This window comes from Stenomitos frigidus ULC18 (genome assembly GCF_003003795.1).
GTDB lineage: Bacteria > Cyanobacteriota > Cyanobacteriia > Leptolyngbyales > Leptolyngbyaceae > Stenomitos > Stenomitos frigidus_A.
Genome location: NZ_PVWK01000149.1, coordinates 1 through 24,488, shown reverse-complemented (window position 1 = coordinate 24,488; position 24,488 = coordinate 1). Strand labels below are relative to the sequence as shown.

Sequence of the window (24,488 nt, the reverse complement as noted above, 5' to 3'; positions counted from 1 at the left end):
TACACCCTATCCCTCTTGACCATCCCCTACCGATAGTTAGTAAATTGCAGCGCCATCGGAAACTCTTCCTGCTTCAAGCGTTGCATTACAGCCTGCAAGTCATCTTTCGATTTCGCACTCACTCGCACAGCATCACCTTGAATCGATGCCTGTACCTTGTTGAACTCGTCTCGAATGAGCTTAGAAATCTGTTTGGCAATCTCCTGGCTGATGCCTTTGCGCAGTGTGATTTCTTGTCGCACCCGATTACCGCTGGACGATTCAATTTTACCGTAGTCAAAAATTTTCAGCGACAAGTTGCGCTTGGCAGCTTTTGTTTGTAGCAGTGTATGGATGGCCTCCAGGGTAAATTCACTGCTGGTGTTGATTGTAATCGCTGTCTCGCCTAACTCAAGGGTGGTTTTGGTATCTTTGAGATCGTAGCGACTCTGAATCTCACGAGTCGTCTGATCGAGAGCGTTCACGAGCTCCTGTCGATCGAACTCACTTACGACATCAAAGGAAAAGGATGCAGCCATAGGAGATTGACTCTAAACGTTGAATTCAAACGGGGGCTTCGCTCGCTGCCTGAGTTCCTTAGTCTATCGTCTACAGCTCATTGTCTCAAGTCCTGCAGTGAAACTATGCAACTACTCTGCCGCAGGCATGATGCTGTTTATCACACATTTTGTTAGATTTTAGTCAAGCTAAAAAAATACAACCTTGTGCCTTCGTAGAGCACCAGGAGCATCGATGGTGTGAGTTGTATGTTTGAGCGCCAAAGCAAAAATATAGAACACTGTCAGGAGTACCCATCATGTTCAAAGCGATCGCAGCTTTCGGTACCGCTGCCATATTGACTAGCCTAGCTACCCCAACTTTCGCCCAAGCGAAGCCAATGGGTTCTGCCGCTTCTCTGGATGGGCTGCAAGAACGATCAGTGTCCAGACCATCAACGTCTGCCCCAGTTTCAAAGTCACCGCAAAGCAGCACCGATGTCCCAGCAGGCAGCGAGAGAGGGCTACGTTTGGATAAAAAGGTGGAGCTGATTGTGAGCCCAGAGCGAGGAACCAGCCAGCTAGGCGTTTACCCTGCTGATGATCCATCGTCAGGCAACAAGTTACAGGTTCTCTATCAGCTCGATCAGTAAAAGCAGCAAACACTTTTTAGCCTTCTTATAAGCGGCTGGCAGTACTGTTCGCAACTGTTGATATGAACCCTCCATGCCCACTACAAGGCATGATTTGGGTCAAATCTAGCTACAGTCAGCATCTAGCCGCTATTTCAGCTTTTGTCTGATAAAGTTCAGGATTTGGCTCATTTGCTTTTTCAAGCCATCAATTTCGGCCTGCATCGCAACAATTTTTTCGTTCAGAGCTTGTAGATCGGTTGCTGGAGCTGCAGCTACACTGGGTGCTGCCGTTGGAGCAGGGGCAACTGTGGCTGGACGCCGTTTCGCCTTTGCCATAGCGGCTTTGATTGCATCGATCAGCTCTTTCTGATCGAATGGCTTCTGGACGAACTCAAAGTACTCAAACGGCTCCTGAAGCTTTTCGGTGACTTCTTCCTTCCGACCAGACATCAGCACTAGCGGAATTGCCTGTAAGTCTTTCTGAATCTGAATCTGCTGATAAACTTCCCAACCACTCAGTCGAGGCAGCAAGAAATCTAACATGATCAGGTTAGGGCGCTCTTGACGAATCAGGTCAAGCCCCTGGACGCCATCTTTTGCTTCTAGGACTTCAAAATTACCTTTGGGTAACATGTCCCGAACCATGTTTCGGATGACATTACTGTCATCAATGACCAGGATCTTGTGACTTGCCACAACTGAACTCCTCTGGTAGAGACTGCAAGGTTAGCGAGAAGGATGAGAGCTCACAGTTTTGGGATATGATGACTGTTCAATCCGGCTGGAGCGCATGAGTTCTAGGCGGATCATTTGCTAACTTGCTAAGGATGAAGACTTAGATAGTAACAATTAAACAGTGAACTGTATTTAGATTAGACGGTAATCCTGCCGAAGCACAATCTAGTTTAGTCTCAACGCAGCAGAATGATGCCCGCCCAGATGACTGCAGGTAGAGCCACAGGCGATGACTGGGTCAAATGCATTCGCAATTAGCCGATAATTGGGTAAAGGAGACACACTGCAAGAGCTGAGTGTCTTTGATCCATATCTGCATCCACTGTACAAGCGGTTAGACCCCCTTCGCTCATTCTTTAGAATCTAATCCCTTAGAATTTGAGAAGGCAATGCCTTGTTCTAAGTAGTGTGCCCAACTTTAATGCCTGCTGAAACAAATGCGCTTAATTCTGTGTCCCCTCGCTCTGCCTCAATGGTAGAAAATTTGCCAGATTGGTTGAAACGTCCCATCGCTAGAGCCAGTGAGCTTTCGACGGTGCAGCAAATTATTAAGCAGCGCCAAATTCATACCATTTGCGAAGAAGGGCGTTGTCCTAATCGGGGTGAGTGTTACGCCCAGAAAACCGCAACTTTTTTGCTCATGGGGCCTACCTGTACGCGATCGTGCGGTTTTTGTCAGGTGGATAAGGGACATGCACCAATGCCGCTCGACCCAGAAGAACCACAAAAAATAGCTGAATCAGTAAGCTTGTTGGGACTCCGCTACGTTGTGCTCACCTCGGTCACGCGAGATGATTTGCCTGATCAAGGTGCAAGTTGGTTCGCACGGACGATCAACCAGATTCATCAGCGTAGCCCGGGTGCCCAGGTCGAAGTGCTGACACCTGATTTTTGGGGTGGACGTGATGGCGGCGACCCCCATGATCTTCAGCGGGATCGCATTGCGACGGTCGTGAACGCGCTGCCTGCCTGCTACAACCACAATATCGAAACGGTGCGACAGTTGCAGGGGCCTGTACGGCGTGGAGCAAAATATGAGCGATCGCTGCGTGTGCTTCAGGTGGTCAAAACCCTTAACCCGTTGCTGCCGACAAAGTCAGGGCTGATGCTGGGATTCGGTGAAACGGAGGCAGAAGTGCTGGAAACGCTAGCAGATCTCCGGGCAGTGAATTGCGATCGACTCACGATCGGACAATATATGCGTCCTTCGCTGGAACATCTGCCAGTGCAGCGATATTGGACGCCCGCAGAGTTCGATCGTTTGGGAGCAGTGGCACGGACTATGGGGTTTACCCATGTGCGATCGGCGCCGCTTGTTCGCAGCTCTTACCATGCGGGTGAAGCCGATGAAATGTTGATGACGCAGTCTTAATGAACTATGCCCCTTTTGCAACGCTTTCCAACGGTTCGGTCATCGCTCGACCGGACTCATTGCTTGAAGGAAGATAGTGTTAGGGGCGTTCTAGACGTTAAGATTCGTCCAATGGCATTACCAAGGTCAGCATTCTTTGGTATTTCTTAAAAAAGTCAATCTCTAAGGAGTCTCTTTATGACTGCACGGGCAAAGAAACCAGCTACTCCTGTTACTAAAACAGGAAGTCCTCCCTATCCTTTTCGCACCTTTTGGGCGCTGCTTCTGCTGGGTGTGAACTTTTTCGTTGCTGCAATCTATGCAGGCTACTTGAATATTTAGAGTGTATTCGTTGTCGGTTGTCGTCAGTCGTGTGTGGTTGATGTACCGGAGTGAGGCATTAGTGATGCTAGTGGTGAACTACGGCTCATGCTTGGCATGAACGCATGAATCACGGGCGACTGACGAGGCAAACTTACTTGACTTGTTTCCTAAACCATTCCCCTAAAGAGTCCCTGAGGGCGAAATAGCAGTACGGACACCATGAGGAGGAGGGCGACTCCAAGCTTGTATTCAGTGGGGAGCCAATAGGTGCTAACTTCTTGGGCAACGCCGATCACAAGCGCACCGGCGATCGCGCCATAAGGGTTGCCGATGCCGCCCAAAATGACAGCCGCAAACAGTGGCAAGATCAAAAACCAGCCCATGTTGGGACGCACCGCTTCGACCAAGCCCAACATGCTGCCACCCAGTGCCGTTAAGCCACCAGCAATAATCCAGGTCCAAATTACGACGCGATCGACATTAATGCCTGTGACGCGAGCCAGATCAATGTCGTCGGCAACGGCACGCATGGCTTTACCAATGCGAGTATTTTGCAGCAGGTAATGGAGAGCGGCGATCGCTACGACTGCTAGCACAGTGACGACAATATCGTAATAGGCGATCCGTAGCCCCCAGACGGGAATAGCTTCAGAAACGGGCAGATTATAGCTCTGGTTGCCGCCACCCCATACCAAAATAATGCCGTTGCGAAGAAACAACGCCAGCCCGATTGAGATAATGACCAGTGTGGTGGAGTTGGCTCGACGAGCCCGCATGGGTGACCAGATTAGCTTCTCACTCGCTAGCACAGCAAGCACCGTCATGCCTGCGCCGACCAGCATCGAGAGCCAGATATTGAGTCCGGCGGTGTTAACCAGCAGTGTCAGATACGCGCCCAGGGTCATAAAATCACCGTGGGCAAAGTTAGAAAGGCGCAAAATGCCATAGGTCAAGGTTAGCCCGATCGACGCCAGGGCAATAATGCTGCCGACTGCCAGGCCGTTAACCACCAGTTGAGCGAGTTGAGGGTCCATTGCAAACCGTTGAAGCGATCGCTTTGATTGTCCAGGATAGTAGCGACATTTGGGAAGTAGGGGCGTACGCCCCTACTTTTTCTTCTTTTTCTTGCCCTTTTGCGCCTTCGGCTGTGTCGCTTTACCAAAGCCCTGGGGTTTTGAGTCCAGCGCCTCAAGGGTCTTGAGTAATTGCTGCATCTCAGTCAGTTCTGGTGACATCTTTGGCTTCAGCGCGTCAGGGTCAAAGTCCGATTCTTGCTTGAGACCCAGTTCTACCTGCACCCCAGCCCAACTTCCCACCATAAATTCATCTACTTGTTCGGCGGCAAAGACCGGCTCCATTAACGGCGCGGCTTCGACTGCTTTAAGATCCAGCAGGTCACCAATCAGAATGGTATTAAGGGTGATATCATTTTCGGCAAAGGACTCTAGCTGCTGTAGCATCGGTGCAATACAGGCATCACGGCTTTCTGGGTGCGATTGGGCAATGCTTAGCAGGCAGTCAACGGCTGTATTGCGTGCGAACGTTTCATGAGAGGCGTCGGTCAGGTAGTCTGCCAAGACTGGAATGGCGGCTGGACCCAGCATGGCGTAGACTTTGGGGATTTCTTCCGTGATCCAGTCGCTATCATGTTCCCCAAAAAGTTGGGTTAGTGGAGCGATCGCTGCTTCTGCATGTAACTGTCCTAGCGATCGCCAGGCGTGGATGGGTGCCCAGACTTCCAGCTGCTCACTCTCTAAGGCCCAAAATGCGGGATCGGTTGCCATGCGGATCAGCTCAGGAATGTCGTTAGCCGTTAAACCAACGGTTTCAGGATAGTTGTGCCAGTCGTGTAAATCCATCTCATGGCAATCGCCATAGGTCAGCAGCTTTGCAACGGGATCGCTATAGGTATCAAGGCTCATAGATATCATCCTGACTTCATCACGGCTTTGTCCTTCTTACACACTACACGCTGCTGCACTACTGGGCTAACGCTAATTTTGATGGGGTTGACGCGGTGCAAAGTAGGACGATCCTGCCGCTGCCAGAGTGATTATCAGAATGGCTGCGATCGCCTGTGGTGACAGCCTTTCGTTGAGTATCAACAATGCTGCCAGCGCCGCTGCAACCGGTTCTAGACTTAGCAGAATGCCGAAGACCTTTACAGACAAGCCTCGTAGTGCCGCTAAATCGAGCGAATAGGGAATGGCAGAAGAAAGCAGCGCTACGCCAAACCCCATCAGCAACAAGTGTGGCTGGAGCAAGGCTGTGCCCTCTGTGAAGACACCAATGGGTAACAGGATCAGGGTGGCGATCGCCATTGCCCATGCCAACCCTTCGCCTCCCTCCAACGTCTGCCCGATGCGTGCTGATAGCAGAATATAGACAGCCCAACACATACCAGCTACCATTGCCAGCCCGATGCCCAGCGGATCAAGCGTAACGCCTGCAAAGGGCGTTAGTAAGATAATTCCAGTGCCTGCCAGTAGTACCCACAGACCATCCAGCCATCGCCGCGAGTGGACAAGAGCGATGCCCAACGGACCAATAAATTCAAGCGCAACGGCGATCCCCAGTGGAATCCGCTCGATCGCCCTATAGAACGAGAGATTCATCAGCGCCAACGCACACCCAAAGGCAAATAATAACCAACGGCTTGCGTAGACGCGATCGTTTAGACGGGGTTGCCATAGGCAGAACAGCACGATCGCTGCGAATCCCACTCGTAAAAGGACAATGCCCGCCGGACTGGTTTCTGCTAAAAGCGACTTGGCGATCGCGGACCCCAATTGAACGGAGCCGATAGAGAATATTACCAGTCCGGTTGGTGAGACAGGTACACCGAGTTTGAGTTTCTTCATGGGTGATGCGCGTGCGGACAAGCCATCGCGTGGGGGCAGTTTAGCTGCCAGCGATCGGCTACGGGCTATAGCCCTCAGTAAGACTCAGCTAGAGGTTGGCACTGCGACTGACGTTGAACAGGCGTCTAACTTGGTTCTTCAGATCGCCTCGTTCAATCGCAGCGCTTTTTGTATGTGCAAATCTTTATGATTAGCAGTGGGCTTGGGAGTATTGAAAGAGGATAACATCCGTAAACAACTGCTTTCAGATCGCACCTGGTGATGCCTCAGCGATCGCTTATGAAGTGAGAATTCACATTAGGGGTGCATTTTCAAACATATTTTGATACTATGCATATAGTGGGATTCATCCTGTTGGGGGATTCCGAAAGCAGAATATTTTTTCTAAACCCTTTTTAGCTCTGCCTACTTTGGCTTAGAGAGCAGTCTGGAGAACATTTTTGAAGCTTGATTAGGATCAACGTCCGCCTTCAATACGCTCATTAGGCAAACCCTCTACTTGACTGACTAGAGCTTGAATAAAGCATGAATATCTAGTCTTCAAGTCATGGGTTGCATTCATCCATTTGAAAGCTATAGGGTTTTCTGAGTGATTGCTGTCTCATCCCGTCCTGTCAAACGTCACTGGAACACGGTTAGCTTTGCCTCTACGCTCTACCTCATTCCTGTCTTGGATCTCTTGCTGGAAGAAATTCCACAGCACTGGAAGGCAGAGGTTCGTTTAGGTTTACAGGAAGCATTAGTGAATGCTGCTAAGCATGGTAACGCTTTAGACCCTGGAAAGACTGTACTTGTTCGTTTCTCGGTGGTTGCAAACCAGCACTGGTGGGTCATTTCTGACCAGGGTAGCGGTTTCCAGAGACCTCACGCAACCGAGCCTGAGCTTGAACGTGCGCTTCCTTGTGAACAACAAGAATGTGGGCGCGGGATGTATCTTCTTCATCAAATTTTTGACCAGGTTCAGTGGAACAATCAAGGGACTGAACTGAGACTCTGCAAGTACGTCAGAAGGCCTCATCGGTTGCCGTTATTAACGTAATTTTTTAGTCGTATTGGCTGCTCAGCTGTCTAGCTATAGGTGCGCTGATTGGTGTTCTGAATGAGAGCGGCTGTCTTTCAGCGAGCCTGTTACGAAACTGTGTCGCTTACAAAGTGATACGGTGGCAACGCTTCTCCCAGAGTTAGCTCCCAGTGCGGACTTTTTTGCTGCAAGCTTTGAATCTGCTGCCAAAGTTGGCTGTCAAGATGGCGCGCAACTAATAGATAAAGCGTCTTCTCTCCAGTTTGTGACTCGTTGATGTAATGATGCGGATAGGTTTGAGCAACTGACTGCTCAATTTGCCTTAAAGCTTCTTGCTGCTGGTTTTGATACAACAGCTGGGCTTGATACTGTTGCTTTTTGGCAATAAAGTAGTCTTTCCCTCTAATGTCTGAGGCGATCGCTACCTCTGGAAACGGTATGGGAGTGAGCTTAAGCATGTATTCCGCTTGACCTTCCAGTTGAGCAAGTTTGCCCAGATATGCCTGCCGATGCGCCTGTAGGTGTGCAAGTAAGCTTGGCAAGGAGTTAAAACTCGTACCAAACCGCAGAGGCAGAATAGTGGTCTGCAAGAACAGGCTACGAATCACCCGATCGTGCGCTAAGACTGCTTGTACTAATGATGCGTCGTCTTGCGGGAGGTGCTCCAAAGTGACTGCTGGCTCAACGATCGCTGACAGTTGACCGGCATTCGTGGTTTGGACAAAGGCGGTGATTCCTTTTGGGAGCGTCAAGGGTGTGAGGGGCGTTTTTAAAAAAGCGTAGGTATACATCAGTGTGTATCAGCTACAAATGCAAGACTCAAACTAAGCTGCATTGCACCAGGCTGCCAATCTTGCTCAACATCTTCAAGCCATTTGATCGCAACACCGTCTCGCAAGATTCTGTATGCCAACATGGCATGATCAAGCTGGTGCGTTAGGTCGGCTGTCAGCGTTTCGATCGTGTTTGGTTGTGAGCCCATCGTGGTGCTAGTTTGAACGATCGTGCCCAATTCCAATGGCGTCATGTTTGTGAGTACCGATCGACCCGTTGACAAATCAAGTATGTATTCAACATCAGCCGCTTTGAGGTGCAGCGCTGCAACCAGTCGCAATGTCCCTTGCTGCCAGTCGGCATTGGGCTGCAGCACTTGTGCGGGAATGCCTCCGAGCAGTTGCATGATTTCGCCCGTGCTGCTTGTCAGTGACCATAACAGTTTTGGCACGAGTTCGTCCATGAGCAGCATAGGTTGCGCAAGATCAATGTCAGGCGTTCTAAGCTGGTGCGCACAGGCGATCGCTGCTTGCACAATCAGCCTCAGTTGGGTCTGCTCATCATCGCTGTGGGTCTGCTGGTGGTGCGGTTGGACAAGGCTTTGCGCAAGCTGTTGCTGCGTGAACAATTGAGTGTAGCGCCCCAGTCTATCTGCATCTGTTACTTGCACGAGGGTTGTCGGACTGAGCGCCTGACCCACCGGGTTGACTATAGAGACATGGGCTTGGGTCATACGACTCGCGATCGTCTGCGTGAATGGTGCTGCTGTCGAAAATTGTGTTGCTTTATTTGGAGTGACCCTGCTCCCTTCCTCCATCAGTTCCGCTTCAATTAATTCGGGCAAGCGCAGGTCTTCGTGGCTGCTGATAGCATCAAGGGTTTGAGCGCTAAAGTCAAAGCCCAATTGGAGTTGGAGGTTGCCTGCTTGCCAGTCCGATCCTGGTTGTAGCAGCTCTACCGCTATTCCTTGCAGGAGTGTTTGAAGCCCAAAGCGTTCGGTTTTTAGTGATTGTAAGATCGCCTCCAGTTGTCGACCAGCCTGACAGTCAGCGCTGCTCGTGCCATCTTCAGCCGAAGCAAGCGGTCGGATGGGAAGAAGATGCTCATCGGATTGGACGATCGCGGTTGGCTCTAACAGTGCCTCAACCGGATATCCCGTTGCTAGATCAAAACACCAATGCTCGATCGATGTTTCTGCTTTGAGCATGACGACTAACCGTAACATGCCGAAAGCCCAGCCTTGCTCTGGTTGCCAGCACCTTACCCTGGCGCCTTCAATGAGCTGCATCATGCTGTAAGAACTCCGCGCCAGACACCAAAGGAGCGAAGGGATGAGGGTATCGATCGTGATCAAGGGGGAACCGGGAGGAAGCGCGTTGAGTGTTGAGTGTTGAGTCTGCCTGCTTTCTGCCTCCTGCAATGCTTCCAAAACGTCATAGGCTTCTTCGCTAACGTAGGGGATTAAGGCTGCAAGCGTTTGCGCCTTGCTCAGCAAGCGTTTGGAGGTGTCCTCTAGCGGCGATCGTGGCGATGCTTGCAGCGTGTTGATCATGGTAACTAAACGCTGCATGGCTACCATAACCGCCTCGGTCTGATCGGGTGCTGCGATCGTCTGCTGAAAGCCAAGAGGCTCTACAAACTTGATTACCGTCCGTTGAACAGTATTCCAGAGGAAAGGCGGGGAGATACGCGCGTCGGTCGGTTGGTTGGGTCGATCGTTGGGCAAGACCGGGGAGGAACGCTTGGGCATAGATCACTCATCGTTGGTGGTTCAAAAGCAGCTATGGTAAGAGTTCCCCTTTCGGGTGCAATTTTTGAGGTAGATAAGCAATGCTTGGTGGAGATTTGTGAACTGCAGGCTGGACTGAAGTGAAAACCCAGCCTCAAGCATCACAGCACTTGCACACTGGCTGCACGCCCAAGTTTCTGCCAGAAGGCTCGGCGCAACTTACAATTTTGAGTATGTGGTTACATCGCATCCTGTCTGGCTTATTCAACGATTAACTCCGATCGCAACATGCCATTTCTCCACTTTTGCGCCCTGCTCCCGGTTGACTTACCGCTCGCCGTCCAATTTACCTCTCCTGGCCCGATGCTCGTGGACTGGGGTCCCTTTTCGATTCGCTGGTATGGGTTTTTGATCGCGTCTGCTGTGTTGATTGGCGTTACGCTTGCACAGTGGTTAGCCAATCGTCGAGGCATCAACCCAGACTTATTAAGCGACCTGGCGCTGTGGCTGGTTATTGCCGCGATTCCAAGCGCGCGGCTTTACTATGTGGCGTTTCAGTGGCAAGAATATGCTCAACACCCCGACCAAATTATTGCGATCTGGAAGGGCGGCATTGCCATTCATGGTGCCATTCTGGGCGGACTCTTAGCCAGCTTGCTGTTTGCCCGCCTTCGCCGTATTTCCTTCTGGCAACTGGCGGATCTGGTGGCGCCATCGCTGATTTTGGGACAGGCGATCGGGCGCTGGGGCAATTTCTTTAATTCAGAAGCGTTTGGTCGTCCTACAGATTTGCCCTGGAAGCTCTACATCCCGTTAGAACGCCGTCCCGCTGGCTATGAAGGGTTTGAGTACTTTCATCCCACTTTTCTGTACGAATCACTCTGGAACGTGATGGTTTTCAGTGTTTTGATTGCGCTCTTTTTCTGGGGCTTGAAAGCGAAATCGCGCTTGAAGATTGGCACACTCTTTTTGGTGTATCTGGTGGCGTATAGCTGTGGTCGCCTGTGGATTGAAGGGCTGCGGACGGATAGTTTGATGCTAGGCCCGTTGCGCATCGCCCAGGTTGTGAGTCTGACCCAGATCGCGATCGGTCTTTTGGGCTTAATTTGGCTGTATGTCCTCCATCGACCCTTACCAGATATAGCGGCACCAAGTGAGCCTCAGACCTCAGACTCATCGCAGCCTTCCAACAGAATGCCCTAAGCACTTGTTAAAAAATAACTGCATACTTTTGGATCAGCTATCAGCTATCAGCTATCAGCTATCAGCTATCAGCTATCAGCTTTTCTCTGACTGATGATGACTGACCACTACAGACTATGACATTATTTCTTTACAGTCTCTAAGTGCCTTGCAGGCGTGAAAAACTCCAAAAAAACACCCCAGAGCCAAGGCTCCAGGGCGAAATCAGGGTGCATCTACCACTCTATTCTTCTGCGCTAGCGTTCCCCGTCCGGAGAAATTCCAACACTGCCTAGATTTTTCGACAGACCGCTTGCCCCTTCACCCTTTGCTTCTGTGACTGATCCACTTAAACCACATAGCAATACGGCTCTAGCACCCGCTGTCTATATTGTGGGTGCTGGCCCTGGCGACCCAGAACTGCTGACTGTCAAAGCACAGCGGCTGCTGTCGCAGGCAGACGTCATTCTGTTTGCTGATTCGCTGGTGCCTGAGCAATTGCTGCAGAATGTGCGTCCTGGGGCGGAACTGATTCGCACTGCAGACAAAACATTGGAAGAAATTCTTCCGCTGATGGTGTCGCGGGTGCAGGCGGGCTATGCCGTCATTCGTCTGCACTCAGGCGACCCTAGCCTTTATGGAGCGGTGCAAGAGCAAATGCAGGCGCTGCTGGAGGCTGATGTCCCTTTTGAAGTGGTACCGGGGATTAGTGTTTTTCAGGCCGCTGCCGCAAAATTACGGGTTGAGCTAACGGTGCCAGGGTTAGTGCAGACGCTGATTCTCACTCGCATGAGCGGTCGTACTGAAGTGCCTCCAGCAGAAGATCTGGCGACGCTGGCAGCCCATCAAGCCAGCCTGTGTCTTTACTTGAGTGCCAAACATGTGGAGTCGGCACAGGCAAAACTGATGCAGCATTATCCCTCAGAGACCCCTACCGCGATTTGCTTTCGGGTGGGCTGGCAGGATGAAAAAATTTGGTTAGTGTCGTTGGCCGAAATGGCGGCGACGACCCAGCGAGAAAATCTGACGCGTACAACACTTTACATTATTAGCCCTGCCTTAGCTGCTGCAACGGTACCGGATGCTTTTATCCATTCCGATCACAGAGGCGTACGATCGCCCGCCCGATCGCGACTCTATAGTCCCAGCCACTCTCATCTCTTTCGCCCTGCCCAGCCGTAAGCTGTGCCATCTTGCGGAGCGATCGACGCCACGACGTGAGAGTTGCTCAGTCTGGCGCAGTCTAGCCAACGCTTAGAAGCCCTCGATCGCCGTCCAACTGAGCGGTGATACCTACAGGCAACGCTGCATTAGCCCCATCGTGACCAAATGGCAGATCGGAAACGATGGGAACACCTAAATCGCCCAGGCGATCGCGCAGCACCTCTTCAACGGTGAAGCTGGGAATAGTGGCAGGCGGATCGCACTGACTGAAACGACCCAGCGCGATACCTTTTACTTGTTTCAACGCGCCACAGAGCCGCCATTGGGTCAACATGCGATCGATGCGATAGGGTGCTTCTCCCACATCTTCTAAGGCCAGAATGGTGTCTGCAAAATCGGGCTGTACAGGTGTGCCTAACAGATTTGTTGCCACTGTGAGGTTGACAGGTAGAAGAAGTCCAGAAGCCTGCCCGCCACCCCATCCCGTTCCCTGCAAGGGTGGCAGCGATCGCCCCTCAATCCAATCGAACAAGCGTTGCACTGACCAATCCGGTTCTGCTGCCAGTGTGGTCAATAAGGGTGCATGAACGCCTGAGAGTCCCTGTTGACTGAGGCTCATCAGCAAACCTGTGATGTCCGAAAAGCCGATCAGCCATTTGGGATTATGCCCTGACCACGACCAGTCTTCGAGCAAACGGGCACCGCCATAGCCGCCTCGCGCACAGAGGATGCCGCGACAATAGGGATCTTTCAGCGCTGTGAGCAACTGTTGGCGACGATCGACATCCGTGCCTGCCAGATAACCCCAACGATCGTCGTAGCCAGGCGTGAGTTCGATGCGATAACCGCGCGATCGCCAGATCTCGACTCCACGCTGAAAGGACTCAAACTCTCGCAAGGTGCCGCTTGGTGCAATCACTCGCAATAAGTTACTGGGTTGTAGCGATGGTGGTGGTTTGCAGAGATGCATTTATAACAATGGATGTCCTCATGATTGGCGACAAAGATCCCCGACTTCTTGATCCAGTTCTGATTGCATGGGCTGATCTGATTCAGAAGCCGGTGATCTGGCTGTTTGCTTCTGTAAGGACGTTCCATGGAACGTCCTTACAGAAGAGTTGACGAGATCGTGCGATCGCCTCATGCCGTTACCGCTACAGCCGTATCATGTGTTTGCGCCTCCAACTTGTCCAAAATCTCTAGCATTTCGCGTTCAAAGGTCACTTGGGCGCGATTAGTCAGACCACCGATATAGAGATTGCCATCCTTTTGAAGTGCCCAAATTTGAGAGTGAGAGACATAACTCATCATGACGCCCAACATCAGCAGCCCAAAGCCAGCGTAGACGATCGGAATGCTGGGATCGGCTTTAATTTGCAGTCCGGTACTACCAATAAGTTCCTTGACTGCCAGGGTTACGCCATTCACCGGCGTAGACATGCCCGCGCGAACGGTGGAAATCAGCTTGCCGGAGGTGTCGTAGATCAGCAACATGCCCTGTAAGTCTTTGGCGATGATGGAAACGCCAGCGCTTAAGTCGGGCTTCGTCGGAATCCAGGTGCCCCAAATGCGTCCGCCTTTGCCACCCGTATCCAACTGCGCCATCGGTAGCTGAAAAATCGGGCTTTTGTTAATGCGCACCTGAACTGCAGAAATTCCCCAGTCGGCCTGATACATGGTGACACCGTGATAGCGCAAGGGTTCATTCACATGAATGGTTTTGCGCTTGACCTCTTTCCCCTCGCTGTCCAGCACCGACATATCGGAGTAGAACTGATCGATCGCACCTTCAGGGGTGTAATCAATCCAAAAGCGGTTCACTTTGACTGCCCAATCTTTCGGAATCTGCGACGCAGCGAATGGTCCCGCATCCACAATATTCTTCACCTGAAAGGTTTGACCGCTGGGAATCATTTCCTGCCCGATAAAACCAGTCAGTGCGCCCACGATCGCGCCCACCAAAATCAGCAGCATACTGGCATGAACGACGATCGGCCCAATCCGCCCAACGATGCCTTTGCGGGCGTAGAGGGCATCATCCTGACGAAACAGCGTGTACCGTTTTTGCTCCAGCAATGGCCAAACATCATCTAACGACGTTTGGCTAAATTCGGCGCTGAGGGCAAACTTTTGAAACTGGCGTGGCTGGTTATAGAACTTACGAGACGTGCGCGAAAACCAGCGCAATGCGGGGAGCTGTCGCGTAAACGTACAGGCAGTCAGGCTCGACCCAAATAAAATCAACAGCCCTAGATACCACCACGTTCTATAGACATGATCTAAACCCAGAATGAGCAGCACTTTCCAGGTCAGAAAGCCAAACAGGGCTGGATGCTCTGGATAGTTTGCCTGATAGAACGCGGCAGACTGTCCCTGCTCAACCACTGTCCCCGCAATGCTGAAAACCGCGATCGCCAACAGGAGCGCGATCGCCAACCGCAAATCAGACAGTACGGGCAGCAGTTCGCGCCTCAAATAGACTTGAGGAACCCTTCCCCAACTAGAAAGACGAGTTAAAAAAGAAGGATTTACAGCCATTGGTCAGTTGTTGGTAATTAGTATTTGATTCAGGACTGACGCAAAAGCGATCAGAGTTCGCCCCTTTGCCCCCAAGGTTGGGGAAAATGAGTCTATTAAGCCCTTTGCATTGGGGTTTTGGGAGCAAATGCGTAAATCCTCTGGTTGTTTGTTTTGAAGCAATCCAAAAAACAACGACTAAAAGCTAACCACTCTAGTCAGCAGCGAAAAGACACCAAATCCAACCAAGAGTGCGCCACTGGCGGGCGTGATCCAACCCGACCAGCGACGGAGTTCCAGCAACTTTTTGATCGATGCTGTGAACGTACCCGCCAGCACGAGAGGAGCCGCATAGCCAACGGTGTAAGCCAGCAGCAGCACGCTGCCCAAGACGGGATCTTTGGTCGCCGAAATCCACGCCAGAATGCTTGCCAAGACAGGCGTGCTGCAGGGTGACGCGACCAGCCCAAACGCTAGCCCAATCAAATACGCACGGACCCCCTGCGGCAGATCCTTAGAGATCCATTCCAGTCCACCGAATGAGGGCAACCGCAAGGGCAATGCTTCTAAGAGGTTTAGACCCATGAGGATCGCGATCGCACTCACCACGATCGGCAGTCCTAAACCAATCTGCCCGTAAATCTTGCCCACCACTGCCGCCACAATGCCCAGCCCAGCCAATGTTGTTGCCAGCCCCAGCGCAAACCAGGTCGATTGTACTGCTGCCTGTAGCCGAGACTGGGTTTCGTAACCACCGATGTAGCCGATCGTTAGTGGCAGCATCGACAGCATGCAGGGTGTGAGGCTCGTTAGTAAGCCTGCTACAAAAATGATGCCCACACTAGCTGGCGTAAGCTGAACCAGTTGTTCAGAAACCAACGTATTGGCAAAATGCTCTAACCAGTAAAGCTGAGTTTGCAGGGTTTCAATCATGCCGTGTCCAACGTCCATTTCCAAAGAGGCAGCGCTATGTCTATCTTACTGGAGAGAGAAGGGATGAAAGGCTGAAGGCTAAAGGATGAAGGATGAAAGTTTTGAGTTTTGAATTGCTCCCCCCAGCCTCCCCAGCTTCCCCTACTCCCTACTCCCGCCTTCCCAAAATTTCTTGTCCGTTTCAATAAGCTGGCATAGACTGGTTAGCCTAGAGTACCAGTCAAGAAACCGGGTTTCTGCTCTGAAACACATAGGGTTTGCTGACTTAACCAGAAGAAACCCGGTTTCTGAAAGCGCACGCCCTACCCCTCATCCCTAGATTGTCGTGAACCTGCGCCTGCTCATTCCTTTTTTTGACACGTCTGCTCAGGGCTGGGCGTCTGAAGCGCGTTGGCTGCGTTGGCTAACGTTTCTTTGGTTATTGGTCGGCTTGACGATTCTATTTTCGGCGTCTTATGCGATCGCCGATGCCGATAAAAATGATGGGCTTTACTACTTCAAAGTACAGATTCTCTGGATTCTGGTGGGGTTGGTGGGGTTCAATCTGGTCGTACATTCGCCGCTGCGGTATATCGTTGGCATTGCCGACTGGTTTCTCATCATTATTTTGGGGCTAATTCTGATCACGGCTCTTCCGGGCGTGGGTACGTCAGTGAACGGTGCCACGCGCTGGCTCTTTCTCGGCTCCTTCCAAATTCAACCGTCAGAGTTGATCAAGCCCTTTCTGGTGCTGCAAAGCGCACGTATCTTTGGTCAATGGGATCGGTTAAAGCGTGGCACTCGCGTCCTTTGGTTAGTTATTTTTGGGCTAGTGCTGGTGGGCATTCTTCTACAGCCCAACTTGAGCACCACGGCTCTCTGCGGCATTTTGCTATGGCTCGTGGCACTGGCAGCAGGAGTGCCCTACCCCTATATGAGTGGTACTGCGCTCGCAGGTATTGGCGTAGCAGTCCTCAGCGTCAGCTTTAGAAGCTATCAGCGCCGCCGGATCTTGTCGTTTCTAAACCCCTGGGCAGATGCGACGGGAGACGGCTATCAGTTGGTGCAGAGCCTACTGGCAGTTGGTTCTGGAGGGCATTGGGGAACAGGCTTTGGGCTATCCCAGCAAAAGCTGTTTTACCTGCCGATTCAGTACACCGACTTTATCTTTTCGGTATTTGCAGAAGAGTTTGGGTTTGTGGGTTGCGCGCTATTAATGGTGATGCTGTTGGCGTACGCAACGTTAGCGCTACGGGTCGCGATGAAGACGCAAAATCCAGTCTACCGGCTCGTCGCGATCGGGGTCATGGTGCTCATGGTCGGGCAATCGCTGCTGAATATTGGAGTCGCGACAGGTGCGTTGCCAACTACGGGCTTACCGTTCCCTCTGTTCAGTTACGGCGGCAGCTCCATGATTTCTAGCTTGGTGTCAGCCGGTTTGTTGATTCGGGTGGCCCGCGAAAGCAGCGAAGCAAAAGTGGTACGCCTCGACGATCGCAGACCAGAGAAAAAGGCATCGGGGCGATCGGTGTCGCCGAGAGCTACTTGACCATCGCAGCTTCACGTACCGACATTGATGTCACTGCTGCCTCTGCTTCAGTGCTGTAGACTTCGCAGGAATTGTTGGGGCTTTCGATCAGTTTGATTTTGTGAAGCTGTGCGCCAATGTTGCGAATGGGCTGTTCCAACAGTGAGCGGATGTGTACCGCAATGTTTTCGGCTGTGGGTACGACTTCCGCGAAATAAGGAATGTCTTTGTTCAAAAAGGTGTGGTCGAAGGGTTCAACAACGTAATCATCAACTGCTTTTTGAAAGACAACGAGATCGGCAATCATGCCTGTGCGAGGATCGATTTCACCTTTGATGGTGACTTCGAGGTGGTAGTTGTGTCCGTGTCCATTGGGGCGGGCGCACTTGCCGTAGATTTCGCAGTTCTTCTCGTAGCTGAGGTCAGGGCGAGCCAGACGGTGGGCGGCGCTGAAGTGGGTGCTGATGGTGAGGTAGGCTTCCATGTTGTTTCCGTAGTAGTCTGCCCAAAGTTCGGGCTGTTCAAAAAGCTGAATGCGGACGATCGGCAAATGAGGTGCCAAGCGCTGCCAAATGGTACGGGCGATCGCTTCGGTAGTCGGCAACGTTTCCTGAAATTCCGACCAGGCATCGTTGAGAAACGAAAAATCCAGTTGGCTGGTGACTTCTCGCTTGATGACCTGCTTCACGTCCGATAGGTTCAAGACCATGCCGTATTCATCCAATTCGCCTGCCATTGAGACGAAGAGAACGTAGTTGTGCCCATGTCCGGGCGATCGAGCGCAGGCACCAAACCGCTCAAAGTTTTCAGCTTCACTGACTTCTGGCAGCCAATAACGATGGCTGGCGGAGAACTGAGCGCGGCGATCGATAATGCATTTCATAGGTAAACGGGAGACAAGTTGGCTCTGTTAAGTTCCGTTAACAGTACCTTTTCAGGATAAACCAATTGGACGGCTACAGAAGCCAGGTTCTGCGACTGCACTGCACTGATTTCTACAAAAGGTTTCCTCTGTGGGGTCGCACGGCCTTCGTCCCTACGGCGATTACGGAAAATTGACGGGTGGGAATCTTACGCCAAAAACAGGGGTTTCCCGCACCAGAAATTTTGGGGGAGATTTGCGACTATGAATGAGTGAAAGCAATGACCACTAACGGTTTTGAGTTCAGTTGTTTTTTAAGGAGAACCCCGATCATGATGACGTTACTTCGCTATGTGCTGGCTGTTGTGTTGCCACCTGTGGGTGTGTTTCTCACCTATGGCGTGAGCAGCACGCTGGTCATTAATATTCTGCTTACGCTTTTGGGCTGGGTGCCTGGTAGTATTCACGGGCTATGGGCGGTTGCCAAGCATGATGAAAAGCTTAAACAGCAGGAAACCACCGTCTAGTGATCTGTGCGCAATGTTCGGTTTGGAAGGCTGTGATACTGCACAGTCGCTCGTTTACTTAATTTTTGGAGGATGACTATGTTTGGTTTTGCTTTAACTACGTTAATTACCGCGTTGAGTTTGTTGATTGTTGACCTGGCTGTACCGGGAGTCACGATCGCTACCTTCCCTGCGGCTCTGCTGGCGGGTGTATCGATCGGGCTTATCAATGCTGTTGTCAAACCAGTACTGAAGGTGCTGTCGCTACCTGTTAACTTCGTAACATTCGGACTGTTTTCGCTAGTAGTGAACGGTGTTTGCTTCTGGTTAGCGTCTGTTTTTGTGCCTGGCTTTGCGGTTCACGGTTTGCTGGCATTAATTCTGGGTCCCGTTGTGCTGTCGGCTGTTAGCACGTTTCTCAACAGCTATTTTCTTGAGCGTGGTTTCGGACAACCGCTCCCTGCTCAACAAGCCGATGTGATGCTTGAGTCTGGCAGCAAGTAAGCGGCTCTCATGGAGCTGCCCAACTGGATTGTGTCTAAAGCTTTTCTATCGGGAAAGGCTTGTAACTGTCTCTCGTTTACCGATCCACTTGAATGCAAAATAAGCACAATCTATACTGCTCCAAAAAATGGAGCGGGAACCCAAGTGATGAGATTGGACGGCTCCGATCGCACCTTGGGTTTCAGTGTATTCAGCGCTAGTATGGTGACACTATTGAGAGGGCTATACGATGGCGATCGCGCTACAGCTAGAACCCAAACTGCTATCGCGCTTAAGCACTCAAACGGCAACGGAGCGATCGAGTCTTGAAGCCGCTCTGGTCAACTTTTGTCAACGTTGGCAGATTGAGGAGTTCTACCTGTTTGGCTCTGTGCTGCGTGATGACTTCCGCTCTGATAGCGATATTGATGTCATGGTGAAGTTTCTCCCTCATGCGCGATGGGGGTTTGAAATTGTGGATATCCAAGAAGAGCTAGAGCAGTTGTTTGGGCGTAAGGTTGATTTACTCACAAAAGCGTCCATTGAAGGCAGTCATAATTGGATTCGACGCAAAGAAATTTTAGGCACGGCAAGGCTGCTTTATGTTTCGGGATGATGCTTCGTTGGCGGATATCTCTAAGGCTGGGCAACGAGTTTTAGAGTTTTCTCAAGGGCTGAGTCGCTCCGATCTAGAGACAGAAGACATGCGCGTATCGGCAATTTTGTACCAGATTGAAATTGTAGGTGAAGCAACCAAACGCTTGTCTCAGCCGTTTCGAGACGCTCATCCTACGATTCCCTGCAGCCGTGCGACGGGGATGAGGCATCGCCCATCATTACGATCGCATTGACCTTGATATAGTTTGGAATGTTATTCAGCAAAGTATCCCTGAGTTGTTAGAGATGATCAAGCCATTATTGTCTGAAAGTCCTGCTGAGTAGGGCTCCGACTCACTCATAGGGCTGATGCGTGACGTGTTCAGATCCCCGATTTCTGGTGAAAAATTAGCGTTGCTTGATGTCGATTTAAATAGATTTCACTACAGACGGTCAGAGGTAGGGTGGGTTTTCGGATAGTCTTTGAGAACGATTGCTTATTTTTCTTTTTGCTGTTGATAGATTGCTTTGAAGCGTTTTTGCTGTTGGTTGTGATCGACGATCGGAGCCGGATAGCCACAGCGATCGCGCTCCAGTGGCAGGATTTTTCCAGTGACCAGATCTTCTGTCTCAATGCTTCGTAGTTCTGGCAGCCACTGACGAATATAGTCAGCCTCAGCATCGAACTTTTGGGATTGACTGGCAGGGTTGAAAATTCGCAACGGTTTGGGGTCCATGCCGCTTGAGGCGCTCCACTGCCAGCCGCCATTATTGGCAGACAGGTCGCCATCAAACAGCTTTTGCATGAAGTAGGTCTCACCCCAGCGCCAATCAATGATCAGATCTTTGGTGAGAAAGCTGGCAACAATCATGCGGCAACGGTTATGCATCCAGCCGAGTTCGTTGAGCTGACGCATGGCAGCATCGACGATCGGGTAGCCTGTTTTGCCCTCGCACCATGCCTTGAAATGCTCCGGGTTGTTATCCCACGGGAAGTCTTTGAACGGTTTGCGATAGGAACCATCCGCGAGTGCCGGAAAATGGTACATCACGGTTTGGTAAAATTCGCGCCACGCCAATTCTTGTCGCCACACGCGAATACCATCCTGGGCTTCATCGCTACGGGTTTGTTCCATCGCTTCCGTGGTCTTGGCCCACACAGTACGAATGCCGATCGCGCCAAACTTCAGCGCTGCACTCAAATGCGATGTCCCTTCGGCATTGAAGGGGAAGTTGCGTTGCTCCTGATAGTCGGCAATGGCGCGATCGCAAAAGGCCTCCAGGCGTTCGTGTGCAGCGGCTTCTCCTGGCTCTAGCAGCAGCGCATTGTCCCAAACGAAGCCCAAGTCTTTCGCGGTCGGCAGCGCGATTCCCCCTGCTTTGTGAGCGTTTTTCTGTTCTTGCTCCGTCAGCCCGATCGCGTTCTGAAAATCCGTTGCAGGTTCTGCTTTGGGTTTACTGATCCAGTTGCGCCAGAAAGGAGTGTAAACCGTGTAGGGTTCGCCTGCTCCCGTGCGAATTTCATCAGGTGCATGTAGAAGCTGATCCCAGAAATTTTGGAAGACGATCCCAGCTTGTTGGAGGGCTTCCTGGACGGCGCGATCGCGTGCTTTCGCATAAGGCTCCACATCCAGATTCCAGTAAACAGCGCTGGCGTTCAGTGCCGTTGCCAGTGCTGGCAGACCTTTCTGAGGATCAGCCTTTACAATCAAGAGTTGACTGCTTGCTTCGATGTAGCGTTTTTGAAGCGACTGCAAACAGCCGATCATATAGGTCACTCTGGCAGGTGCAACATCATCCCGCTCTAAGATCGCAGGGTCGAGGCAAAACACACCCACAACTTTTTGTGAGCGATCGCGAGCGGTAGCCAACCCGATATTGTCTGAGATCCGCAAATCCCGACGGTGCCAAAACAGAATGAGATCAGACATGGATAGCTGCAAAGTTTTTAGTGATTGGTTGTTGGTTGTTGGTTAGGGGTTCGCTGCTAACAACTAATACCAATTTGAATTGAAAAGGCGACACATCTTGTAGGGGCAAGGCAAGGCATTGCCCCTACCCAGCGATTGGATCTGTAGCCGTCATGCTTTAAATCGGTATAACAGCTAGGCGCTAACAACCTGATTGACTGACAAAACTGCTGAAACCCTGTCGCTTCGTTGTCATCCCGCCCTGAATTCAAATTCAGTGCTAATTGAACCAAGTCCGTTTTTAACGGACTCAATTCTTACCCAGTCTTCTTCAGAGGACTTGAGCCGATTAGCCCTCACTTTAGTCGCCGGTGGGTTAGCCGCTAACAACTATGCCAAAAAAGGACGTGCCAACACAAAGCTGCAAATTGATTTGGCGTCGCTGATGTCGCCTAGCTGGATGGCTTTTTCGACTTCGGCGATCGTCATCACAACGGTTTCAAGATCCTCATCCGCATCTTGACCCGGCGGATTTTCAAGCAACGTTAAATCCTGAGCCAGATAGGCGTAAATAATTTCGTCTGAGTAGCCAGGAGCGACGAAAAATTCGCCTAGCTTTTGCCAGCGATCGGCATGGTAGCCCGTTTCTTCTTCAATTTCCCGGTGGATCGTCTCTTCCGGTGTCTCCCCCGCTTCAACCGTCCCAGCGGGGAATTCTAGCAGCCGTCCCTGCACCGCAAAGCGGTATTGTTTGACCATCACCAGTTTGCCCTCAGCCGTTACAGGTACAGCCAACGCCCCGCCAGGGTGTCGAATGCATTCCCACTCTCCTTCATTGCGGTTCGGCAAGCGATAACGACTGGCTTCAAACGCAAATTTACGCCCTTGATAGAGCAAGCGTCGTTTGAGCAGTTGAGGCGGTTCACGACCGAGAGGCATGGGGGGAAAGTATAAAGGATGAAGGATGAAAAAGTTTTGAGTTTTGAGTTTTTAAGAGAGGAGTTTTGAGTTCTAAGGTTTGAGTTGATTCTGACCCCTCTCACCTGTCTCTTAGCCTTTAGCCTTTAGCCTTTAGCCTTTAGCCTTCAGCCTTTAGCCTTCAGCCTTTAGCCTTTTAACTTCCGACCAGTCTACCGTTTGTACTAGTGTCGCGATCGCGTTTCCTGAAATTGGCTCGATCCAGTTGGGCGCGATTTCGGCTAAGGGCACCAGCACAAACGCTCGTTCTATCATACGTGGATGGGGAATTTGCAGCGCAGGTGTGTTGAGGATTACATCATCAAACAACAACAAATCTAAGTCAAGGGTACGTGCGCCCCAGCGCTCTCGACGGAGGCGACCAAAGTTGGCTTCTGTTTGTAGTAAGGCTTCTAACAGTGCTTGCGGTGTAAGCGTGACTTGCAGCAGCGCACAACCGTTGAGATAGTCGGGCTGCGGTGGTCCAACGGCTTTGGTGTGATACCAGTGCGATCGCGCTGCCACAGCAATGCCCGGAGTTTGCGCTAAGACCATCAACGCCCCTTCTAGCGTGGCGAGAGAATCACCTAAATTGCTGCCCAGCGCGATCGCGCAACAAGCAGGTTTTAAGGCACCCGATGCCTCTGCCATCTCTAAGCAATCTCCAAACCTACTCCCTACTCCCTACTTATCGCACTGTCGTCAAAACAGCAGTCAAAATGCTGAGCAAAATCAACACCCAAAGCACCGAACCCGGAATGAAGGTCAATAGTCCGATGCCTCGAAGCACCCAGACGAGCACTGTCATCGACAACACTGCGAGAAATGCCACCATGCTTGGCTTGAGCGATCGTCCCATAGCCGTCTAGCGCCTCTGACTGTTGCGAAGTCCACCAATAATGCCGATCCCCACGGAGAGCAGCAGCAATGCCCAGATGACGTAATTGGGTAGCGTCGTTAAGACGCCGATCCCCTTCAACACAATGAGCACCGCTGTCAGCACCAGCATGATGCCGATGATGTACAAGATGATGGAAATACCCACGTTATTCGGACTGCCGCTCACAAACCCGTCTCCTCAGACCGCTATAGCACCCAACTATTGTGGCATGGAGTGGGAGAGGGGTGAGGAGTGAGGGTAAGGGGTGAGAGTTTTGAGTTGTAAGAGAGGGATGAGGGATGAGGGATGAAAGTTTTGAGTTTTGAGTTTCAACTGACTCTTGACTCCTCTTCTGCCTTCTGCCTCTTGCTAACAACTAAAAACCAACAACCAACAACTAATGCAACACCGCATACTCCACTGGCTCCAGGTCTTTAAACAGTGCTGTGCTGAGGTAGCGTTCACCAAAGCTGGGTTGGATCATGACGATGAGCCGATCGCGGTTTTCTTCACGTTTAGCAAGCTGAATGGCGGCACACAGAGCTGCTCCTGATGAGATGCCAGACAGCAAGCCTTCTTCTCTAGCGAGGCGACGGGCATAGGCGATCGCATCATCGTCCGAAACCTGAATCACTTCATCAACCAGCTCGCTCCGATAAATGGCCGGAACAAAGCCTGCACCAATGCCTTGAATTTTGTGCGGCCCCGATTTGCCACCCGTCAGCACAGGACTGTTACTGGGTTCTACTGCCACTGCCTTGAAGCTTGGTTTGCGAGACTTAATGACTTCAGCGATCCCCGTAATGGTCCCACCTGTGCCCACTCCTGCGACCAGAAGATCGATTTGACCATCGGTATCTGCCCAGAGTTCTTCGGCGGTGGTTTCGCGATGCACTTTGGGATTCGCAGGATTGCGGAATTGTTGCAGAATGTAGGCATCTGGCGTCTGGGCTGCAATCAGTTCTGCGCGTGCGATCGCCCCTCTCATGCCTTCCACCCCTGGTGTAAGGGACTAGCAAACAAATAAGGTACCGATTAGGTTGGGGCAATTGAAATATCCCATTTAGGTAAGCTTTCAGAACGC

The 24,488-nt window shown here is 51.4% G+C and carries 28 protein-coding genes and 1 pseudogene; 13 read left to right on the top strand and 16 right to left on the bottom strand.

Translation table 11 applies throughout. The features are described 5' to 3' along the window. Positions 1 to 26: 26 nt before the first annotated feature. Positions 27 to 518: a YajQ family cyclic di-GMP-binding protein gene (locus C7B82_RS27730; RefSeq protein ID WP_106260181.1), complete on the bottom strand. Its 492-nt coding sequence runs from the start codon at positions 516 to 518 to the stop codon at positions 27 to 29. Positions 519 to 796: 278 nt separating this feature from the next. Between C7B82_RS27730 and C7B82_RS27725 the strand changes: the two genes are divergently transcribed. After that, positions 797 to 1,129, top strand: coding sequence for a hypothetical protein (locus C7B82_RS27725; protein ID WP_106260179.1), 333 nt, complete (start codon positions 797 to 799; stop codon positions 1,127 to 1,129). Between the two features lie 129 nt (positions 1,130 to 1,258). Here the strand turns inward: C7B82_RS27725 and C7B82_RS27720 are convergent, their stop codons facing one another. Further along, positions 1,259 to 1,807, bottom strand: coding sequence for a response regulator (locus C7B82_RS27720; RefSeq protein ID WP_106260178.1), 549 nt, complete (start codon positions 1,805 to 1,807; stop codon positions 1,259 to 1,261). 460 nt (positions 1,808 to 2,267) lie between these two features. On the opposite strand from C7B82_RS27720, the gene lipA reads away from it, so the two are divergent. Further along, on the top strand, positions 2,268 to 3,218 hold the full coding sequence (gene lipA, locus C7B82_RS27715; protein WP_106260176.1) for a lipoyl synthase: 951 nt from the start codon (positions 2,268 to 2,270) through the stop codon (positions 3,216 to 3,218). Positions 3,219 to 3,395: 177 nt separating this feature from the next. Further along, positions 3,396 to 3,539: a photosystem I protein PsaX gene (gene psaX, locus C7B82_RS27710; protein WP_106260174.1), complete on the top strand. Its 144-nt coding sequence runs from the start codon at positions 3,396 to 3,398 to the stop codon at positions 3,537 to 3,539. A gap of 149 nt (positions 3,540 to 3,688) precedes the next feature. Here the strand turns inward: psaX and C7B82_RS27705 are convergent, their stop codons facing one another. The 3 genes from C7B82_RS27705 to C7B82_RS27695 form a co-directional block, all read right to left on the bottom strand. Further along, a complete protein-coding gene (locus C7B82_RS27705) occupies positions 3,689 to 4,555 on the bottom strand; it encodes a branched-chain amino acid ABC transporter permease (RefSeq protein WP_106260172.1) in 867 nt (288 codons plus the stop codon). A gap of 72 nt (positions 4,556 to 4,627) precedes the next feature. Then, positions 4,628 to 5,443, bottom strand: a complete 816-nt coding sequence (locus C7B82_RS27700; RefSeq protein WP_106260170.1) for a HEAT repeat domain-containing protein — start codon at positions 5,441 to 5,443, stop codon at positions 4,628 to 4,630. A gap of 72 nt (positions 5,444 to 5,515) precedes the next feature. Then, entirely contained in the window at positions 5,516 to 6,382 is an 867-nt protein-coding gene (locus tag C7B82_RS27695) for an EamA family transporter (protein WP_106260168.1), read from the bottom strand. Between C7B82_RS27695 and C7B82_RS27690 the strand changes: the two genes are divergently transcribed. Then, positions 6,381 to 6,572, top strand: coding sequence for a hypothetical protein (locus C7B82_RS27690; RefSeq protein ID WP_106260166.1), 192 nt, complete (start codon positions 6,381 to 6,383; stop codon positions 6,570 to 6,572). The two genes, C7B82_RS27695 and C7B82_RS27690, sit on opposite strands and share 2 nt — an antisense overlap. 399 nt (positions 6,573 to 6,971) lie before the next feature. Beyond that, positions 6,972 to 7,421: an ATP-binding protein gene (locus tag C7B82_RS27685; RefSeq protein WP_106260164.1), complete on the top strand. Its 450-nt coding sequence runs from the start codon at positions 6,972 to 6,974 to the stop codon at positions 7,419 to 7,421. An 89-nt stretch (positions 7,422 to 7,510) separates the two neighbouring features. Here C7B82_RS27685 and C7B82_RS27680 read toward each other — a convergent pair whose 3' ends face one another. Together C7B82_RS27680 and C7B82_RS27675 are read right to left on the bottom strand one after the other, a co-directional pair. Then, positions 7,511 to 8,194, bottom strand: coding sequence for a GvpL/GvpF family gas vesicle protein (locus tag C7B82_RS27680; protein WP_106260162.1), 684 nt, complete (start codon positions 8,192 to 8,194; stop codon positions 7,511 to 7,513). Further along, positions 8,194 to 9,927 carry a hypothetical protein gene (locus C7B82_RS27675; protein ID WP_106260160.1) on the bottom strand — a complete coding sequence of 578 codons (1,734 nt, stop codon included), beginning with the start codon at positions 9,925 to 9,927 and terminating at the stop codon, positions 8,194 to 8,196. The genes C7B82_RS27680 and C7B82_RS27675 overlap by 1 nt, the downstream gene beginning before the upstream one ends. 267 nt (positions 9,928 to 10,194) lie before the next feature. Between C7B82_RS27675 and lgt the strand changes: the two genes are divergently transcribed. Together lgt and cobM are read left to right on the top strand one after the other, a co-directional pair. Then, a complete protein-coding gene (gene lgt, locus C7B82_RS27670) occupies positions 10,195 to 11,109 on the top strand; it encodes a prolipoprotein diacylglyceryl transferase (RefSeq protein ID WP_106260158.1) in 915 nt (304 codons plus the stop codon). 315 nt (positions 11,110 to 11,424) lie between these two features. Then, positions 11,425 to 12,270: a precorrin-4 C(11)-methyltransferase gene (gene cobM / locus C7B82_RS27665; protein WP_106260156.1), complete on the top strand. Its 846-nt coding sequence runs from the start codon at positions 11,425 to 11,427 to the stop codon at positions 12,268 to 12,270. Positions 12,271 to 12,331: 61 nt separating this feature from the next. Here cobM and C7B82_RS27660 read toward each other — a convergent pair whose 3' ends face one another. The 3 genes from C7B82_RS27660 to C7B82_RS27650 form a co-directional block, all read right to left on the bottom strand. Further along, complete coding sequence (locus tag C7B82_RS27660) at positions 12,332 to 13,222, bottom strand: S66 peptidase family protein (protein ID WP_106260154.1); 891 nt, start codon at positions 13,220 to 13,222, stop codon at positions 12,332 to 12,334. A 170-nt stretch (positions 13,223 to 13,392) separates the two neighbouring features. Beyond that, positions 13,393 to 14,790, bottom strand: a complete 1,398-nt coding sequence (locus tag C7B82_RS27655) for a cytochrome c biogenesis protein (RefSeq protein ID WP_106260152.1) — start codon at positions 14,788 to 14,790, stop codon at positions 13,393 to 13,395. Positions 14,791 to 14,967: 177 nt separating this feature from the next. Further along, positions 14,968 to 15,720: a cytochrome c biogenesis protein CcdA gene (locus C7B82_RS27650; protein WP_339375103.1), complete on the bottom strand. Its 753-nt coding sequence runs from the start codon at positions 15,718 to 15,720 to the stop codon at positions 14,968 to 14,970. Positions 15,721 to 16,027: 307 nt separating this feature from the next. Between C7B82_RS27650 and C7B82_RS27645 the strand changes: the two genes are divergently transcribed. Next, the gene (locus C7B82_RS27645; protein WP_106260150.1) at positions 16,028 to 17,230 is read left to right on the top strand and encodes an FtsW/RodA/SpoVE family cell cycle protein; all 1,203 of its coding nucleotides are present in this window, start codon (positions 16,028 to 16,030) and stop codon (positions 17,228 to 17,230) included. On the opposite strand, the gene C7B82_RS27640 is transcribed toward C7B82_RS27645, so the two are convergent. Next, entirely contained in the window at positions 17,223 to 18,092 is an 870-nt protein-coding gene (locus tag C7B82_RS27640; RefSeq protein ID WP_106260148.1) for a 6-carboxytetrahydropterin synthase, read from the bottom strand. The two genes, C7B82_RS27645 and C7B82_RS27640, sit on opposite strands and share 8 nt — an antisense overlap. Before the next feature lie 311 nt (positions 18,093 to 18,403). On the opposite strand from C7B82_RS27640, the gene C7B82_RS27635 reads away from it, so the two are divergent. From C7B82_RS27635 to C7B82_RS27620, 4 genes and pseudogenes are all read left to right on the top strand, one after another. Then, positions 18,404 to 18,598 carry a YqaE/Pmp3 family membrane protein gene (locus C7B82_RS27635; RefSeq protein ID WP_245940126.1) on the top strand — a complete coding sequence of 65 codons (195 nt, stop codon included), beginning with the start codon at positions 18,404 to 18,406 and terminating at the stop codon, positions 18,596 to 18,598. A gap of 78 nt (positions 18,599 to 18,676) precedes the next feature. Then, positions 18,677 to 19,081 carry a phage holin family protein gene (locus tag C7B82_RS27630; protein WP_106260146.1) on the top strand — a complete coding sequence of 135 codons (405 nt, stop codon included), beginning with the start codon at positions 18,677 to 18,679 and terminating at the stop codon, positions 19,079 to 19,081. Between the two features lie 229 nt (positions 19,082 to 19,310). Then, the gene (locus C7B82_RS27625) at positions 19,311 to 19,676 is read left to right on the top strand and encodes a nucleotidyltransferase family protein (protein ID WP_106260144.1); all 366 of its coding nucleotides are present in this window, start codon (positions 19,311 to 19,313) and stop codon (positions 19,674 to 19,676) included. Next, positions 19,663 to 20,002: pseudogene (locus C7B82_RS27620) on the top strand (HepT-like ribonuclease domain-containing protein). Before C7B82_RS27625 ends, C7B82_RS27620 begins: the two are co-directional and overlap by 14 nt. Before the next feature lie 152 nt (positions 20,003 to 20,154). Here the strand turns inward: C7B82_RS27620 and C7B82_RS27615 are convergent. The 3 genes from C7B82_RS27615 to folK form a co-directional block, all read right to left on the bottom strand. Next, positions 20,155 to 21,588: an FAD-binding domain-containing protein gene (locus tag C7B82_RS27615; RefSeq protein ID WP_106260142.1), complete on the bottom strand. Its 1,434-nt coding sequence runs from the start codon at positions 21,586 to 21,588 to the stop codon at positions 20,155 to 20,157. Between the two features lie 369 nt (positions 21,589 to 21,957). After that, positions 21,958 to 22,506, bottom strand: a complete 549-nt coding sequence (locus C7B82_RS27610) for an NUDIX hydrolase (RefSeq protein ID WP_106260140.1) — start codon at positions 22,504 to 22,506, stop codon at positions 21,958 to 21,960. Between the two features lie 153 nt (positions 22,507 to 22,659). Then, positions 22,660 to 23,175, bottom strand: a complete 516-nt coding sequence (gene folK / locus C7B82_RS27605; RefSeq protein ID WP_106260138.1) for a 2-amino-4-hydroxy-6-hydroxymethyldihydropteridine diphosphokinase — start codon at positions 23,173 to 23,175, stop codon at positions 22,660 to 22,662. On the opposite strand from folK, the gene C7B82_RS32765 reads away from it, so the two are divergent. Beyond that, positions 23,163 to 23,393: a hypothetical protein gene (locus C7B82_RS32765; protein ID WP_181357729.1), complete on the top strand. Its 231-nt coding sequence runs from the start codon at positions 23,163 to 23,165 to the stop codon at positions 23,391 to 23,393. The genes folK and C7B82_RS32765 overlap by 13 nt on opposite strands. On the opposite strand, the gene C7B82_RS27600 is transcribed toward C7B82_RS32765, so the two are convergent. Both C7B82_RS27600 and C7B82_RS27595 read right to left on the bottom strand, forming a co-directional pair. Next, positions 23,390 to 23,590 carry a hypothetical protein gene (locus C7B82_RS27600; protein ID WP_106260136.1) on the bottom strand — a complete coding sequence of 67 codons (201 nt, stop codon included), beginning with the start codon at positions 23,588 to 23,590 and terminating at the stop codon, positions 23,390 to 23,392. The genes C7B82_RS32765 and C7B82_RS27600 overlap by 4 nt on opposite strands. Positions 23,591 to 23,801: 211 nt before the next feature. Then, positions 23,802 to 24,392, bottom strand: coding sequence for a pyridoxal-phosphate dependent enzyme (locus tag C7B82_RS27595; protein WP_425443678.1), 591 nt, complete (start codon positions 24,390 to 24,392; stop codon positions 23,802 to 23,804). Positions 24,393 to 24,488 lie beyond the last annotated feature (96 nt).